Annotated in this window: 13 protein-coding genes; 5 read left to right on the forward strand and 8 right to left on the reverse strand. The window is 64.3% G+C overall.

The genetic code is table 11. The features are described 5' to 3' along the window. Positions 1–17 precede the first annotated feature (17 nt). A complete protein-coding gene (locus ACHMW6_RS21280) occupies positions 18–2,378 on the reverse strand; it encodes a TonB-dependent receptor (RefSeq protein WP_395399675.1) in 2,361 nt (786 codons plus the stop codon). A gap of 186 nt (positions 2,379–2,564) precedes the next feature. Between ACHMW6_RS21280 and ACHMW6_RS21285 the strand changes: the two genes are divergently transcribed. The 4 genes from ACHMW6_RS21285 (at position 2,565) to galB (ending at position 8,888) form a co-directional block, all read left to right on the forward strand. Continuing rightward, on the forward strand, positions 2,565–3,275 hold the full coding sequence (locus ACHMW6_RS21285; protein WP_395399677.1) for an SDR family NAD(P)-dependent oxidoreductase: 711 nt from the start codon (positions 2,565–2,567) through the stop codon (positions 3,273–3,275). A 131-nt stretch (positions 3,276–3,406) separates the two neighbouring features. Beyond that, complete coding sequence (locus tag ACHMW6_RS21290; protein ID WP_395399679.1) at positions 3,407–5,020, forward strand: methyl-accepting chemotaxis protein; 1,614 nt, start codon at positions 3,407–3,409, stop codon at positions 5,018–5,020. 26 nt (positions 5,021–5,046) lie between these two features. Beyond that, entirely contained in the window at positions 5,047–5,964 is a 918-nt protein-coding gene (locus ACHMW6_RS21295; RefSeq protein ID WP_395399681.1) for a Kelch repeat-containing protein, read from the forward strand. 191 nt (positions 5,965–6,155) lie between these two features. Continuing rightward, the gene (galB, locus tag ACHMW6_RS21300; protein ID WP_395399683.1) at positions 6,156–8,888 is read left to right on the forward strand and encodes a beta-galactosidase GalB; all 2,733 of its coding nucleotides are present in this window, start codon (positions 6,156–6,158) and stop codon (positions 8,886–8,888) included. Position 8,889: 1 nt separating this feature from the next. On the opposite strand, the gene ACHMW6_RS21305 is transcribed toward galB, so the two are convergent. Next, positions 8,890–9,141: a hypothetical protein gene (locus ACHMW6_RS21305; RefSeq protein WP_395399685.1), complete on the reverse strand. Its 252-nt coding sequence runs from the start codon at positions 9,139–9,141 to the stop codon at positions 8,890–8,892. A gap of 181 nt (positions 9,142–9,322) precedes the next feature. Between ACHMW6_RS21305 and ACHMW6_RS21310 the strand changes: the two genes are divergently transcribed. Then, positions 9,323–10,594 carry a response regulator gene (locus tag ACHMW6_RS21310; RefSeq protein ID WP_395399687.1) on the forward strand — a complete coding sequence of 424 codons (1,272 nt, stop codon included), beginning with the start codon at positions 9,323–9,325 and terminating at the stop codon, positions 10,592–10,594. 127 nt (positions 10,595–10,721) lie between these two features. On the opposite strand, the gene ACHMW6_RS21315 is transcribed toward ACHMW6_RS21310, so the two are convergent. The 6 genes from ACHMW6_RS21315 to ACHMW6_RS21340 form a co-directional block, all read right to left on the reverse strand. After that, complete coding sequence (locus ACHMW6_RS21315; RefSeq protein ID WP_395399689.1) at positions 10,722–11,042, reverse strand: hypothetical protein; 321 nt, start codon at positions 11,040–11,042, stop codon at positions 10,722–10,724. Between the two features lie 101 nt (positions 11,043–11,143). Continuing rightward, positions 11,144–12,895 carry a DUF885 domain-containing protein gene (locus tag ACHMW6_RS21320; RefSeq protein ID WP_395399691.1) on the reverse strand — a complete coding sequence of 584 codons (1,752 nt, stop codon included), beginning with the start codon at positions 12,893–12,895 and terminating at the stop codon, positions 11,144–11,146. 44 nt (positions 12,896–12,939) lie between these two features. Further along, the gene (locus ACHMW6_RS21325) at positions 12,940–13,287 is read right to left on the reverse strand and encodes a DsbA family protein (RefSeq protein WP_395399693.1); all 348 of its coding nucleotides are present in this window, start codon (positions 13,285–13,287) and stop codon (positions 12,940–12,942) included. Beyond that, positions 13,287–13,583, reverse strand: a complete 297-nt coding sequence (locus tag ACHMW6_RS21330) for a DsbA family protein (RefSeq protein WP_395399695.1) — start codon at positions 13,581–13,583, stop codon at positions 13,287–13,289. Before ACHMW6_RS21330 ends, ACHMW6_RS21325 begins: the two co-directional genes overlap by 1 nt. Next, complete coding sequence (locus ACHMW6_RS21335; RefSeq protein ID WP_395399697.1) at positions 13,580–14,869, reverse strand: MFS transporter; 1,290 nt, start codon at positions 14,867–14,869, stop codon at positions 13,580–13,582. The genes ACHMW6_RS21330 and ACHMW6_RS21335 overlap by 4 nt, the downstream gene beginning before the upstream one ends. Positions 14,870–14,878: 9 nt before the next feature. Continuing rightward, positions 14,879–15,727, reverse strand: coding sequence for a TauD/TfdA dioxygenase family protein (locus ACHMW6_RS21340; RefSeq protein WP_395399699.1), 849 nt, complete (start codon positions 15,725–15,727; stop codon positions 14,879–14,881). Position 15,728: the final 1 nt, after the last annotated feature.

Below are 15,728 nucleotides of genomic sequence, written 5' to 3' on the forward strand. Positions count from 1 at the left end.
ACGGTGGATGGATTTCATCAGAAGTCTGCCGAAATGGTGACGAAGCCCTGGCGTGGCGCGATCGGATAGGTGTTGTAGGTGCCGCTGGCGGCGCCCACGACCACCTGCAGGTCGCCCTTGCGGTCCGCCAGGTTGCTCACATTAACACGATAACGCGCATTCTTGATCCAGCCGCCGTCCAGGAAGGGCAGCTTGCCGGACACGCCAAGGCTCATCAGGAAGTAGCTCGACACCTTGAGGTCATTGGTATAGGTTGCGTAGCGCTTGCCGACGTAATCGCCGATCAATTGGAATTCGGTGTCGGCCACGTTCAGCGTGGCGACGAACTTGTTCATCCATTCCGGGCTGCCCGGCACGGACTTGCCGGCAGTGCGCACGATCGACGTGCCGGTCGCGTAGTCGTCTTCGTACTCGGAGCGGTTGTAGGAAATCGCATCGTAGAACGAGAAGGTGCGGCCGAAGTGCAGTGTGCCGGAGAGGTCGATGCCATTGGTCTTCACATTGCCCACGTTGGACAGCACGGCCAGGTTACCACCGATGATGGAGGTGATCACCGGCGTTGGGCTGATCTGCAACAGGCGGTCGCGGAAGTCCACGCGGTACAGGTTGACCTGGCCGTCGAAGCCTGTCACCATGCCCCAGTCCAGCTGGCGGCTGGTGCGCAGGCCTGCTTCATAGGTCACCGAGGTTTCAGGTTTGGCGCTGGCCTTGAACAGGTCGAATGCGCCCTGGTTGGACAGGCTCCATGGCGAGGTGCCGCCACCGCCATAAGTCACGAACTGGCGCATATTCTTCTGCACATTGAAGAAGGCCTGGTCGCGGTTGGTGATGTCCCAACGGCCGCCCAGTTGCGGCAGGAACCACTTCTTCGTATCGATATCGCCCACCGGCAGCGCGGTCGAGCCGCCCGCGATGGCCCCCACTTTCGGCTGCACGGGGAAGGCGCCGCTGGCGAACTGCAGGCTGGATTTGAAGCCGGCCTGCAGCACCAGGTCCGGGCGCACGCGCCATTCATCCTGCAGGTGCAGCTGAACGACTTTGTTGTCGATTTCGCTGCCGTACTGGGTGATCAGCGGATTGACCGGACGATCGTATGGCGAAGAAGGATTGTTCACATCCAGCGCATACCAGCGGCGGTAGGCCGAGGACTCATTCTTCTCGAACCAGATGCCGCCCTGCAGCTGGTGGTCGCCGATTTCCTTGCGCAGCGTGGAGAGGAAACCGGCGCGGTTGATTTTGTACTCGGTAGTGCGGGTCGCATAGCCGGCATTGCCGAACACCTTTTTCAGGTCCTGGTTCGGGTAATACACGGCAAACAACGCAGGCAGGCCGGCCACGCCGATCGGACCGGCCACCACGCCTACGCCCTGGTCGTTGTGGTAGTAGACCTGGTTGCTCCAGGTGGTCGTGTCGTCGATGTTCCAGTCGTACTTCAGGTAGGCCAGGTGGTCGGTGCGCTGGGCGTCGCTGTAGTAGTTGCGGTAGTTGTTGCCGTCGGCGGCCGGCGTGGCGCCAGTGGGCGACAGGTAGGACAGCGCAGTCTGGAAGTCAGGATAGATGAAGGGACGGGTGTACGGCGTGCTCTTCTCGCCCGCCACGTGCACGATCGCATCCTCGTTCGGCTCGATCTTGTCGTTGAAATTGTAGTAGAAAGTCAGCTTGCCGCTGTCGCCCTGGTGCACCCACTTGGCGTTGAACTGGTCGCCGCCCTGACGGCCGCGGAAGTCCCAGGCGCGCTGTTCCTGGTGCATGGCGGATACATAGGCGCTGTTGCCGCCACCGAGATCGCCCGTGTCGTAGCGCAGGAAGGTGCGCGAAGTCCTGTAGCTGCCTACGGTCTGCTGCGCCGCGAAGTTGCGCTGGCTGAGCGGATCGCTGGTGAAGGTCTCGATCGTGCCACCCAGGTTGCTGGTGGACGCGGTGGACAGGTCGCCCGCGCCGGTGGAGAGGATCACGCTCGCTACGTTCTCGCTGGTCACGGCGCGCTGCGGCGACAGGCCGTTGTAGTTGCCGTACTGCTGGTCGCCCAGCGGCACGCCATCCAGCGTATAGCCCAGTTGCTGGCCATTGAAGCCGTGCACGAACAGGGACAGGTTCTGTTCATTGTTGCCCCACGGGTCGGCGGTCTGGAAGCTCACGCCTGGCAGGGTTTGCAGGGCCTTCAGCGGGTTAATGCCCGGCAGGATCTTCTGCATATCGCTCTTCGTCATGGCGACGGCGGAACGGGTCTTATGGGTGGCGATTTCCACGGTAGCCACGGGGCCGGCTGCGGCAGCGGCGATTTCGCTGTCTGCGGAGCTGTCGGCTTGCGCGTGCGCCAGCACAGGAATGTACGCGAACACGGATGCGACGGCGGCCGCGCTGATCTTCTTTTTCATGAGGATTGCCTATCGATTAAGGTGTAGGTAAACACAACGACAGGCAGCGTAGTGAGTAACTATTACGCCTTGATGACGTGCGATTTGTAACATGCACGCAAAAGTCTTGATCCGCCGCGTCTCTTCAAACGCAGACAGGGAAAGCCTACATTGGACCCATCGCAACCCACACTGATGGAGAACAAAATGAGCTCTTCCCAAAAAGTCGCAATCGTTACCGGTGCATCGCAAGGCCTCGGCGCAGCAATCGTCAAAGCCTATCGCGAGCAGGGCTACCGCGTGATCGCCACCTCGCGCAACATCCAGCAATCAGATGATCCGAACGTGATCGCCGTGGCCGGCGATATCGGCCAGCGCGAAACCGCACAGCGCGTGGTCAGTGAAGCCGTTTCCCGCTTCGGCCGCGTCGATGCACTGGTCAACAATGCCGGCATCTTCATCGCCAAGCCTTTCACTGCTTATACACAGGAAGACTATGACGCGATCACCAGCACCAACCTGAATGGCTTCTTCCATATCACCCAGCTGGCGATTGCCGAAATGGAGAAACCAAAGAGCGGCCACGTCGTCAACATCACCACCACACTGATCGAACATGCAATCGACGGCGTGCCTTCCGTGCTGGCCTCGCTGACCAAGGGCGGCATCAGCGCTGCCACCCGTTCGCTGGCGATCGAATACGCGAAGCGCGGCATCCGTGTGAACGCTGTTGCTCCCGGCATCATCAAGACCCCGATGCATGCGCCGGAAACCCATGCCGCGCTGGGCGCCCTGCATCCCGTGGGCCATATGGGCGAAATGAGCGACATCGCGCAAGCCGTGATCTATCTCGAAAACGCGCCTTTCGTCACCGGCGAAACCCTGCACGTTGACGGCGGCCAGATCGCCGGCCACTAAGCGCTCCCCTCGGCCCGCCCTGCTCATGCTGCATGGCGGGCCGCACGGTTACTTTCATAAAAACTCAGTTCTTTCCATCGCGCCGGCAGAAGTCTATGATCCCGTAGTCTGAATTCCCCGGAGGAATGGTCATGGCGCGCTTGTCCGACTTTAGCATTGGAACCCGTCTGCGCTTTGGCTTCGGCGCGATTGTCGCAATGCTTGTGATCCTCGCTTCCGTATCGTTCCTCAATGGCCGCCGCACAGCGAGCGCCAACGAATGGAATGTGCACACTTACGAAGTGCTGGCCGAATCGCACCAGGTGCTGGAAGCCCTGATCAACGTGGAAACCGGCGAGCGCGGTTTCGCCCTCACCGGCAAGGATGCATGGCTGGACCCTTACAACAAGGGCCAGGCCGAGGTCACCGAACATCTCGGCAAGCTGCGCAAGCTCACGGCCGACAATCCCGCGCAGCAAAAGCGCCTCGCCAGCATCGAGGAGGCTTACCGCGGCTGGCTTTCCGGGGCCATCGATCCCGTGATCCAGTTGCGCAAGCAGGTGGTTGCCGGCGCCGCCGGCATCGATGCCGTTTTGGCGCTGGAATCGAAAGGCGCCGGCAAGACCAGCATGGACGCGATGCGCTCGCTGCTCGGCGATCTCGAGAGCGACGAACGCTCCCTGCTCACGAAGCGCAGCGAGGAAGCGCTGCACCTGCAGGCGCTGACCGAAAATACCCTGGCCATCGGAGGCCTGCTGGCGGCGGGTCTGGCCTTCTGGCTGGCGCTCTGGCTGGAGAGGAATATCACCGGACCGCTGCAGGAAGCGGTGGGCTTTTCGCAGCGCGTGGCGCGCGGCGACCTTACCAGCAGCATCGAAGTCCAGAGCCGGGATGAAACGGGCACGCTGATGAAGGCGCTGGGCGACATGAACCAGTCGCTGGTGAAGATCGTGCAGGAAGTGCGCGGCGGCACCGGCATGATCAATACAGCGGCCGGCGAAATCGCCAGCGGCAATAACGATCTGTCCAATCGCACCGAACAGCAAGCCAGCGCGCTGGAGGAAACGGCATCCTCGATGGAGGAGCTGACCAGCACCGTCAGGCAGAATGCGGAAAACGCGCGCCACGCGGACAGGCTTGCGCGCACCGCTTCCGAAGTAGCAACGCGCGGTGGCGAGGTCGTGTCGCAGGTCGTGCAGAAGATGGCGGCGATCAATGAGTCGGCGCAGAAAATCGTGGACATCATCGCCGTGATCGATGGCATCGCTTTCCAGACCAATATCCTCGCGCTGAATGCCGCCGTTGAAGCAGCGCGTGCCGGCGAACAGGGGCGCGGCTTTGCCGTTGTCGCATCCGAAGTGCGCAACCTGGCGCAGCGCTCGGCCACGGCCGCCAGGGAGATCAAGGCCTTGATCGATACCTCCGTCGGCGAAGTTGAAGCGGGCAGCAGGCTGGTAGGCATGGCGGGCGACACCATGGGCGAAGTGGTGGACAGCGTGCGGAGGGTGAGCGATATCATCAACGGCATTTCCTCCGCCAGCGACGAGCAGCAGGCCGGCATCGAACAGGTCAACGCCGCAATCATCCAGATGGAACAGGTCACGCAGCAGAATGCGGCCCTGGTGGAACAGGCAGCGGCCGCCGCCAGCGCAATGGAGGAACAGGCGAGTCGGCTGTCGGACCTGGTGCAGGTGTTCACGCTGGCCGGCAGTGCCCCGCCCTCGCGGCAGCGCCCTACTGCTGAAAGGCGCCTCATCACGCAGTAAGGCGGCTTTCGCTACAATGCGGGCCTATGAAAAAACTGATTCTTGTGGCGGCGCTTGCCGCGAGCCAGGCTCTGGCCCAGGAAGCCCCTGTGGCACGTGCCAACTGGGCAGTCGCACGCGCCGGCGGCAATGTGTACACCTTCTACGGCCTGGGCGCCGGCAAAGCATATAGCGACATCGAGCGCGATGTGCATGCGCTGGACCTGCGCAGCGGTAAATGGAGCAAGGTGGGAGACATCCCCGTCGAACAAGGCCGCCTTGCCAGCGCTGCGGTCACGGTGGCCGGCTCGGTCTACCTGATCGGCGGCTACACGGTGTCCGCTAAAGGCGAGGAAGTATCCACGCCTGAAGTCATGCGCTTCACGCCGGACAACGGCCGCTTCGAAGTCGAATCGCGCATGCCCGTGGCGGTGGACGATTCCGTGGCCCTGCCATGGCGCGACCGCTGGATAGTGCTGGTCAGCGGCTGGCACGACACGGGCAACGTCGCCGACGTGCAGATCTACGATACGCAGACAAGGCAATGGAGCGCCGCCACGCCCTACCCCGGTAAACCTGTATTCGGCCACGCCGGCGGCCTGGTTCAGGACACGATGGTCGTCTGCGACGGCGTGACTTCCGCCAAGGGGCCGGGCGGCAAGAACCAGTTTGCAATCTCGAACGAATGCTGGCAAGCACGCTGGATGCGCAGCAACTGGGCCGCATCAGCTGGCGCCAATTGCCCGCCCATCCCGGCGCACCGCTGTACCGCGCTGGTGCTGTCGGCGATGAAGGCCGCATCCTGTTCGCAGGCGGCAGCAGCCGACCGTACAACTACAACGGCATCGGCTACGACAAGCAGCCATCCGAACCGTCCGACGCGGTCTTCAGCTACGATCCGGCGCGCGGCGCATGGCTGTCGCATGAGCCGCTGCCGGAATCCGGCATGGACTTCCGCGGCCTGATTCCACTTGGCGGCGGCGAATATGGCCTGTTTGGCGGCATGCGCGCCGGCCAGCGGGTCAGCGGCGGCGTGATTCGCTTCAAGCCAAGCTATACGAAATAACCATGGCAGTATGCCGATAAAGAATAGATAAGACTTCTGGACAGCTTTTAAGATAGCGTACCCGCAATCTAACTGTTGTTCGGAGGAGACTTGAAACAACTGCGTCAACGGTGGCCCGGCCTGGTGCTGGCCGCCGCAATGCTGGGCGTTGCGCCCGGCGCCTTCCACCAGGTATTGGCTGCACCGCAGCAGTCCGCCGACAATCTCGTGCCGCGCCAGCGCATCCTGTTCAACGACGGCTGGCGTTTCCAGCTGGGCGACCCTGACGGCAATTCCGCACCTTACCTCTACGACATCCGGCCCGAAGTCAAGAAGTCCGCCGACGGCAAGGAAGCGGACGCGATGCCGGAGGAAGCCGTTCGCGTGGCGCGCGCCAACACGCCGCTGCTGCGCGCATGGATACTCCCGACCGGCAATGCCTTCATCAAGGACCCGTCCAAACGTTATACGCGTCCCGCGCAGCCGCCCGCCGTTGAGGCGCCCTACGCAAGGCTGGATTTCAACGACAGCGCCTGGCGCTCCGTGCAACTGCCCCATGACTGGGCCATCGAAGGCCCCTTCCTGACCACTGGTCCATACGGCGGCATGGGCCGCCTGAAAACCTGGGGCCCGGCCTGGTACCGCAAGAAGCTCACCCTGCCCGCGGGCGACAAGGGCAAATCCATCTTCCTCGATGTGGATGGCGCCATGTCCTACGCCAGCGTGTGGGTCAACGGGCAGTTGGCCGGGGGCTGGCCTTACGGCTACAACTCCTTCCGCATCAATCTCACGCCTTATGTGAAGCCGGGCGCGGACAACCAGATCGCGATCCGCCTCGATAATCCGGCCGAATCGGCGCGCTGGTATCCGGGCGCAGGCCTTTACCGCAATGTGTGGTTGACGAAGACCGAACCGGTGCACGTCGGCCAATGGGGCGTGCATGTCTCCACTCCCAAGGTCTCGCGCGAATCGGCGCAGGTGGCCTGGCAGGTCACGCTGGACAACGATGGCAGCGCCGCCGCCGAAGTGGACGTGACCACCCAGCTCTACGCGCTGGACGAGCAAGGGCGTACCACCGGCAATGCCGTCGCCACTGTCGCCTCGCCGCGCACCAGTGTGGCCGCTGGCGCCAGCGCCACCCTGTCCGGCGACGCCACGCTCGCCAATCCGCGCCTGTGGGGTCCGCTGCCCACGCAGAAACCTAACCGCTATACGGCCGTGACCACGGTGCGCCAGGGCAGCCGCGTTGTCGACCGCTACACCACGCCATTCGGTATCCGAACCATTCGCTGGGACGGCGAAACCGGCCTGTCCGTGAACGGCGAGAAGATAAAGATCCAGGGCGTGAACAACCACCACGACCTCGGTTCGCTGGGCGCGGCATTCAATGTGCGCGCCGCCGAACGCCAGTTGGAAATACTGCAGGAAATGGGCGCAAACGCCGTCCGCATGAGCCACAATCCGCCGGACCCGCAACTGCTGGAGCTGACCGACCGCATGGGCATGCTGGTGGTGGACGAAGTATTCGACTCCTGGGAGCGCAAGAAAACACCGCTCGACTTCCACCTGACCTTCCCCGACTGGCATGAACAGGATTTGCGTGCCATGCTGCGCCGCGACCGCAACCACCCGTCCATCGTCATGTGGAGCGTGGGGAACGAGGTGGGCGAACAGTATGGCGGCGAAGCCGGCGCCGCGATCGGCAAGCGCCTGGTGCAGATCACGCGCGAAGAAGACAGCAGCCGTCCCGCCACCAATGCGATGAACTGGGCCAAGGCCGACATGCCGTTGCCGGCAGCGATGGACGTGATCAGCCTGAATTACCAGGGCTCGGGCATCCGCACCCTGCCCGGCCAGTTCCCCGCCTTCCACGAAAAATTCCCGGACAAAGCCATCCTGCACACGGAAAGCGCGTCGGCGTTGTCCAGCCGTGGCGAGTACCAGTTCCCCGTCCCGGGCGTAACCAGTGCAGCCGTGCGTCCCGGCGCCGGCGGCGATCCGAAGACGCAGCAGGTGTCCGCCTATGAACTGTTCGCCGCGGACTTCGGCAGCTCAGCCGACCGCTCCTTCGCATCGCTGGACCAGAACCCTTACACGGCCGGTGAATTCGTCTGGACCGGCTGGGATTACATCGGCGAACCCACGCCCTACTACGGCGCGCGCAGCTCCTACTCCGGCATCATCGACCTGGCCGGCTTCAGGAAGGATCGCTATTACATCTACCAGTCGCGCTGGCGCCCCGAGCTGCCGATGGTGCACATCCTGCCGCACTGGACGTGGCCGGACCGCGTTGGCGAAGTCACGCCGGTGCACGTGTTCACTTCCGGCGACGAGGCGGAACTGTTCGTCAACGGCAAATCGCAGGGCCGCCTGAAGAAGGCGCCTTACGCCTATCGGCTGCGCTGGGATTATGTGGTGTACGAGCCGGGCGAGATCTCGGTCGTCGCTTACAAGGATGGCAAGGAATGGGCGCGTTCGTCGGTGAAGACGGCCGGCGACGCCGCAGCCCTGCAAGCCAGCGCCGACCGCAGCGCCATCGATGGCGACGGCCGCGACCTCTCCTTCGTCAGCGTGCGCATCGTGGACAAGGACGGCATTCTCTCGCCGCGAGCAAAAAACCGTGTCCGCTTCACGGTGGAAGGCACGGGTGAGCTGGTTTCCACCGACAACGGCGACCCGACCAGCTTCGAATCCTTCCAGTCCCCGGAACGCGCAGCCTTCAACGGCATGGTCCTCGCCATCATCCGCGCCAAACCCGGCGCGGACGGCGCAATCACCGTGCGCGCCAGCGCCGAGGGATTACGTGGCGCCGTCGCTACAATCCAGGCACGCAAGCAACGCTGAATCAGAAGAAGGGCCAGCGCAGGATGCCCTTCACATGCAGGATCGGGCGGGCCGTGAAGTAGGCGATGACAAGGCCGAACGCGGCCAGCGCCGACGGCTCGCCCATGAAGGCCAGGAATACGCCGCCCACTGTGGCGGCGGCCATGGCGATCATCAGCCACACCTCTATGCTCTTGAAATATCCGCTGGCTGCACGGCATGCACGGGCGAACAGGGCGAGCAAGTCCCTGAGCGATCTGACTTCGGGTTCCATGTTGATTTTCTCAATAATGCGATTTGAGCAATAAATTGACGGCTTCTCAAATATCGTCATTATTTCACAGTGCCGGCAATCGCGCTGGAACGCGGCGGCCAGGCGACCATACGAAGGTATAGTTGCCGCGCAATTGGTGGAAGCACTACATTCAATGTCATACGATACAGCGGAGCCAGACATGACCTCCCTAGCCGATGACGTTTTAGTGACCGCCCTCCACCAGGAGCGGCTGCGCGTTGCGCGCAATCTTCACGACCTGGTGTTGCAGGATCTGACCGCCGTCCTGCTTCAACTGCGGGCCGCCAGCCGCAATCCCTGCACGGACAGCCAGAGCGGCTATCTGGGACAGGCCACCAGTGCCGCCGAACAGGGACTCGCCAGCGCGCGCAAACTGCTGCGCGAGCTGCGTTGCGAGAGGCCGGCGGCGCGAAGCTATGGCTGCGTCGCGCTGGCGCCGATGCTGCATGAGGCGGCAAGCTTCGTGCCGCGTAGCAGTGAAGCCTCGGTCCTGTGCGAATTCAGCGAGGGCATCGAGCAGCCGCCATTCGTCTGCGACGAGGTTGCGCTGGTGATGCGGGAGGCGCTGTCCAACGCGCTGCGGCATGCGCAGGCGCGCGAGATTGTGTGCGAGCTGCTGCCGCAGCGTGACATGTTCGAACTGCGCGTCAGCGATGACGGACGGGGATTCCTGCCCGGCCGCCGCAACGGCGGCTACGGCCTGCGCGGCATGAGCGAACGCGCCGCGCTGCTGGGGCGGCGCACTGGCCGTGCACAGCGTTCCGGGCAGCGGCACCATGGTGCGCCTGCGCCTCCCACTCGCATCATGAAGCCTGTCTCCATCCTGCTGGTCGACGATCATCCGCTGGTGCGGCTGGGCCTTGCCATGCTGCTTGGGCACGACGCGCGCTACGACGTGGTCGCCGAGGCATCCAACGGCCAAGAGGCGGTGGAGGCCTTCCTGCGCCTTCGCCCCGACCTGGTGCTGATGGATGTGATGATGCCCGTGATGAACGGCATCGACGCCACACGCCTGATTCGCAGCGCCGATCCCCACGCGCGCGTGGTCATCCTGAGCAGCTCCGATGGCGAAGAGCACATCTACCGCGGCCTGCACGCCGGCGCCAGCGCCTATCTGCTGAAAGATGCGCCGGAACAGCAGGTCAGCGAATGCCTGGCTGCCGTGATGGATGGCCGAAAATTCATCCCTGCAGCGATTTCCGCCAGGCTGGCGGCAGGCGTGGGCGGCGAGCGCCTGTCCCCGCGCGAACAGGACATCCTGTGCCACCTCAGCAAAGGGTTGTGCAACAAGCTGATCGCGCGCGCAACCGGCATCGCCGAGGGCACGGTCAAATGCCACGTCAGGAATATCTTTTCCAAGATGGGTGTCAGCACCCGCACCGAGGCCGTGCGCGAGGCGATGAAGCGCGGGCTGATCGACCTGTCGGCCTGAAAACCCGAAGCGTGGACCTGGTGTCAGGCACGATGTGCCTGACACCTGCTTTTTGCCTCTGGTTTAAAAAAAAAGCCAGCGGCAGTGCCGCTGGCGAGGGGAAGCCCGTGGCAGCGGGCAGAGGAAGTCAGAATCCTTCGATGAGGTAGAGATCGGGGCGCGGCGGCAGCTCGCCGCTGGCCTGTCCGCGGCCCGAGAATTCGCGCAGCACGAACTTGCTCAGCGATGGACGGCCGCGCGAACGGCGGCGGTAGGCGTAATGTCCGCGGTAGGCGTAGCCGTCTTCGAACTTCACTTCAAAGTCGACTGCGAAATCCTTGACCCCGTCGGCCCAGGCGGAAAGCAGCCTGTCGGCCGCACGGAACTCACCCAGCACGGCGTTGTGGCAGCCGGCCTGGGTGATACGGATTTGGGTGACATCGATTTTTTCGTCCGGGTGAGGTTTCATCGCTGCTCTCCTTAACTGATGTCTTATTAGACCAGCAGCGATACCCCTTCGTCGTCCCCCAAAAGAGCTAGACGAACCTGACCCAAAGTACGATGCGCCGCCTAATGCGCGGCGATCCACTCATCGACGACCTGCTCCAGCACCGGCAGCGGCACGCTGCCCGTGGAGAGCACGGTGTTGTGGAACTCCTTGATGTTGAAGCGCTCTCCCAGGGCGCGCTGCGCCTTGGCGCGCAGTTCCAGGATGCGCATCATGCCAATTTTATAAGCGCAGGCCTGGCCGGGCATGGCCACGTAGCGGTCCACCTCCGCAGGCGGCACCCCGTAGTCGATCGCTTGCTGGCGCGTCCACTTCATCGCGTGCAGGCCGGTGTCAGCCACCAGACGGCGGGCTCGGAACAGTTCCTGGTCCAGCTGGCCCAGATGACCTTTCACGTCGCCCTCGTACCAGCCATTTTCCGCCGCCAGCTGCTCGGCATACAGCGCCCACCCCTCAGAATAGGCGGATCCGGCCGGGAACACACGCTCGCGGCGGTAGCGCGGCAAGGCGGCGTTCTCCTGCTGCAGCGCGAGCTGGAAGTGGTGGCCGGGCACGCCCTCGTGATAGACCAGGGTGCGCATGGTATTGATGCGGAACTGCGGTCCAGGCAGAGGCGCCCAGAAGATGCCGGGGCGCGTGCCGTCCGCCGCGGGCGGCGTGTAATGAGCGGCGGCGGTCTTCTCGGTGAAGAGCGGTTCGCGCTGGACGATCACCGGCGGCTTCGGGCGGATATCGAACAGCGGTTTCGCACGTTCCTCGGCGTCGCGCAGTACAGAGTCGTAGCGCGCCAGCAGGGCCGCACGCGGGTCGGCTTCCTTAGGCTGCGAATCAGACTCCAGGCGGGCGAAGCGTTCCTTGATACTGCCCTGGGTGTAACCCAGCGCGGTAAGCATGCCGTCCATCTGCTTTTCGATGCGCGCCACTTCCTGCAGGCCGATCTGGTGGATCTGCTCCGGCGTGTAATTGGTTGATGTCATCTGGCGCAGCAGCACGGCATAGGCCTTGTCGCCCTTCGGCAGGCGCCACAGGCCCGCGTCGCCGGTGGTGCGCGGCAGCTGCTCCTGGAGCAGTGCACGTACGCGCTGGTAGGCCGGGATGACCGAACGGCTCACGACGATGGTTGCAGCCTTGACCAGGTTGGCCTTGTCCGCTTGCGGCACATCCTTCAGCGCCTCCAGGCGCTGGGCAAGCGTGACGACAAAGACGTTTTCCTCCGGTTTGGCGGCCAGGAAGCGGTCCAGCTGCCCGATAGCTGCCTGCGTGAGGAAATCCGGCATCAGGATACCCTTCGCGGCAGCCTCTTTGGACAGGCCGATGCCCGTGTCAATCTTGCCCGCCACGGCGCCCAGGCGCACCAGGTAGTTCTCCGCATCGCGGCCGCTGCGAATCGGGTGAGTCTGGGTCAGGAAGTTCACCAGCTGCACATGCAGGCCGTTGAACTGATTAAACACGAAGTCGTAATCGGCGTAAGGATCACTATCGATCGCGCCATTCATGCTCCAGGCGATGGTGGCGGCGCTGGCGCGCTGCTGCGGCGTCAGGCTGCGCTGGTCGATGCGCGCCAGGTCGGCCAGGGCCTTGGTGGCGGAGGCCACCTCCTTAGCGCGGAAAGCGCGCGAATTGTCGGTGAGCTTGCGATCCAGCTGGTCCTGCTCGCTGCCGCTGAAGTACTGCTTCTGCGTGGCCTGCTGCGGGTTGTTGCGCATCTTCTCGTTCGCGAGCCTGTCGGACCAGTCGTCGAATGGCGCGGCCACCGCCGCCAGGCTCAATGAAACGCCCGCCAGCAGTGCGGCCGGCCGGAAAATCAGCTTCATACATGTCCCCTCTTGTTATGGTTGAGTGGACACGAGTGTAGCAGTCAGCCCGCGGCTGCGCCCAGCCAGTAATGCAAGTAGTCGACCGAGCTGACGCCGGACAGGTTCTCGCCGCCCTCCGCTGTCAGGTATGGCACGCCGCCCAGGCCGGCTGGCGCTTCCCGCCGGGCCTTATGCGGCAGGCGGGCGCGTGCCGCCTCGTCTTCCAGCCAGCCTGGCAGGCCGGCGGTGGACGGCAGGCTGACGCCCGCGATTTCCAGCAGCGACAGACGGTTGCCGATATCCTTGCCCTCGTTGAAGTAGGCGCTGAACAGGGCCTCGAGCAGCGCAGCCGCACCGCCCCGCTCGCGGGCGAAGTCCACCAGCCGGTGGGCCAGCAGGGTATTCGGCATCAGCCTGATCCTGTCGAAGCCGAACGGCGGTACGATGCCCTCCCCGCACGCTGGACTTGCGCCCGCCGATGCGCCAGCGCCGCTGGATCGCGGAAGCGGAGCGAATAGAACTCGTGGTAATCGACACCGGCCGCAGGCAGTTCCGGCAGCAACGGATAGGAGCGGAAATCCACCTGGACGTCGATCCCAGGATGCGTCTCCTTCAGGCGCGCTTTCGCGCTCTCAAGCTGACGCAGTGCGATCCAGCACCATGGGCAGACCAGGTCGAAATAGAAAGCCAGGCGCAGCACCTTCATGCCGCCTCCGGCCGTGCCGCCACGCCGCTCATCGCGGCCTGGTAATGGCGGCGTCCCAGGGCGAAAACCACTGCCGCCGCCAGCGCCACCAGGGCCGCCAGCTGCAGCGCGCCGGCCAGGCCGAGGCGGTCGGCCAGCGCGCCAGTGACGAAGGGGCCGGGCGCCAGGCCAAGCAGATTGTTCACCAACGTGAGCAGGGCAAAGGCCGCGCCGTGGCGGGCTGGCGGCGTGAGACCGGCGACCATGGCGCCGGCGGGACCCGAGGTGCCGGCGGCGACCAGCATGCCGGCGCCCAGCAACGCCAGCTGCAGCGGTCCCGGCCCGACACTGAAGGCTGCGCCCAGCAGCAGGCAGCACAGCAGGCAGAAGGCGATCGCGCAATCCCATTTCCGGCGCGGGTTATCGCGGCCCACGCGGTCCGTGATCATGCCGCAAGCGATCATCCCCGTGCCGCCCAGCAGCACGAAGACGGCTGCCGCTGCGCCGCCCCGGGCTGCGTCCAGCGCGTAATAACGGTTGAGGAAGCTGGGAATCCAGGCCAGCGCGCTGCCCATCACAAACAGCTGCAGGCCACTGCCCGCGTAGGCGCACAGCACGGCGCGGCTGCCCCCCAGCTGACGCAGCGTGTCGCGCCAGCCCTGGCTTTGCGCCCGGGCCGCGGGTCGCGCCACGCCGAGCCGGCGCTCGGAAACGATCAGCAGGTAGAGCAGCACCAGCACCATGCCAAACAGCGCCATCGCGCCGAAGGACCAGCGCCATCCCAGCACCTTGGCCACTGCGCCGCCCAATCCCATGCCCAACACGGAGCCGAAAGCGCCGCCGGCCATGAAGGCGCCGGTCAGCGTGGCCCGCAGGTGCGCCGGGAAGATGGAGAGGATCAGCGCAATGCCGACGCTGCCATAAGCCGCCTCGCCGATGCCCACGCACAGGCGCGCCGCCAGCATGCTGCCATAGCCGGTGGCCATCGCGCAGCCCAGCGTCGCCAGCGACCATAGGGCCGCCATCACAACGATGCTGCGCACCCTGCCCCAGCGGTCGGCCAGGATGGACAGCGGCAACGTGAGCAGCCCCACCATCAGCGCGACCACGCCGGACAGCGCCCCCAGTTCGGTATCCGACAGCCCCCAGTCCTGCTTCAGCAGCGGGAATACGGCATTCAGCACCTGGCGCGACATATAGTCGGACAGCAGCAGGCCGAAGGTGCAGGCAAATACGATCCATGCATAGCCGCGCGGCGGCAGCGTGGCGCCCTCCGGCGACGCCGGCTGGTGAACGGACAGGCCCATGGCGCCTCCTCAGAACGGCATGTCGCCGATAATGCCCGCGCGCTCCATCTTGCGCACGGCGGGCCAGTAATCCTGCACGGCGTAGTGCTGGGTGCAGCGGTTATCCCAGATCGCCACGCTGTTCTTCTGCCAGCGCCAGCGCACCTGGTACTCCGGAATCGCGGCCTGGCTGACAAGGTAGTTCAGCAGGTCGCTGGCGCCCGGTGCAAAGTCCTGGCCGAAGCGCACATTGGCCGGCGTGTGGTAGTTGACGAAGTGGGAAGTGAAGGCGTTCACGAACAGGATTTTCTCGCCCGTATCCGGATGCGTGCGTACCACCGGATGCTCGGCCACGGGATAGGTTGCGGCAAGTTTCGCGCGCTGTTCCGGCTCCATCGCGGCGCCGAAGGTATGTTCGATGCTGTGCTTTGCGCGCAGCCCGTCGATGCGGCGCTTTACGTCTTCCGGCAGGCGCCGGTAGGCTTCGACCATATTGACCCAGATCGTATCGCCGCCCACGGCCGGCGTTTCGATGCAGCGCAGGACGCAGCCGAAGGGCGGCGCCTGGCGCCAGGTGGCGTCGCAATGATAGGCGTTCTCGTAGTGCTCGGGCTTGGAGTCCAGGTCCTTGTAAATGCGCACCAGGCCTGGATGTTCAGGGTCGCTGCCGGCCACCGGATGGTCTTCCAGTTCGCCGAAGCGGCGCGCGAAGGCCACATGCTCGGCGCGGCTGATTTCCTGGTCGCGCAGGAACAGCACCTTGTGCTTCAGCAGCAGCATGCGCAGTTCGCCAAAGAGGCCGTCGTCGCGCGCTGCATCGCCCAGGTTCACGCCCATCACTTCAGCGCCGATACTGCAGGTCAGTTGTTCGACACGCATC

The organism is Pseudoduganella sp. UC29_106 (assembly GCF_044055365.1).
GTDB lineage: Bacteria > Pseudomonadota > Gammaproteobacteria > Burkholderiales > Burkholderiaceae_D > Rugamonas.

Excerpts from the sequence above, each read along its gene's own strand:
- ACHMW6_RS21340 (WP_395399699.1), bottom strand. The coding sequence starts at position 15,727 with ATGCGTGTCGAACAACTGACCTGCAGTATCGGCGCTGAAGTGATGGGC.
- ACHMW6_RS21295 (WP_395399681.1), top strand. The coding sequence starts at position 5,047 with ATGAAAAAACTGATTCTTGTGGCGGCGCTTGCCGCGAGCCAGGCTCTG.
- ACHMW6_RS21305 (WP_395399685.1), bottom strand. The coding sequence starts at position 9,141 with ATGGAACCCGAAGTCAGATCGCTCAGGGACTTGCTCGCCCTGTTCGCC.
- ACHMW6_RS21285 (WP_395399677.1), top strand. The coding sequence starts at position 2,565 with ATGAGCTCTTCCCAAAAAGTCGCAATCGTTACCGGTGCATCGCAAGGC.
- ACHMW6_RS21330 (WP_395399695.1), bottom strand. The coding sequence starts at position 13,583 with ATGAAGGTGCTGCGCCTGGCTTTCTATTTCGACCTGGTCTGCCCATGG.
- ACHMW6_RS21335 (WP_395399697.1), bottom strand. The coding sequence starts at position 14,869 with ATGGGCCTGTCCGTTCACCAGCCGGCGTCGCCGGAGGGCGCCACGCTG.
- ACHMW6_RS21310 (WP_395399687.1), top strand. The coding sequence starts at position 9,323 with ATGACCTCCCTAGCCGATGACGTTTTAGTGACCGCCCTCCACCAGGAG.
- ACHMW6_RS21290 (WP_395399679.1), top strand. The coding sequence starts at position 3,407 with ATGGCGCGCTTGTCCGACTTTAGCATTGGAACCCGTCTGCGCTTTGGC.
- ACHMW6_RS21325 (WP_395399693.1), bottom strand. The coding sequence starts at position 13,287 with ATGCCGAATACCCTGCTGGCCCACCGGCTGGTGGACTTCGCCCGCGAG.
- ACHMW6_RS21315 (WP_395399689.1), bottom strand. The coding sequence starts at position 11,042 with ATGAAACCTCACCCGGACGAAAAAATCGATGTCACCCAAATCCGTATC.
- ACHMW6_RS21320 (WP_395399691.1), bottom strand. The coding sequence starts at position 12,895 with ATGAAGCTGATTTTCCGGCCGGCCGCACTGCTGGCGGGCGTTTCATTG.
- ACHMW6_RS21280 (WP_395399675.1), bottom strand. The coding sequence starts at position 2,378 with ATGAAAAAGAAGATCAGCGCGGCCGCCGTCGCATCCGTGTTCGCGTAC.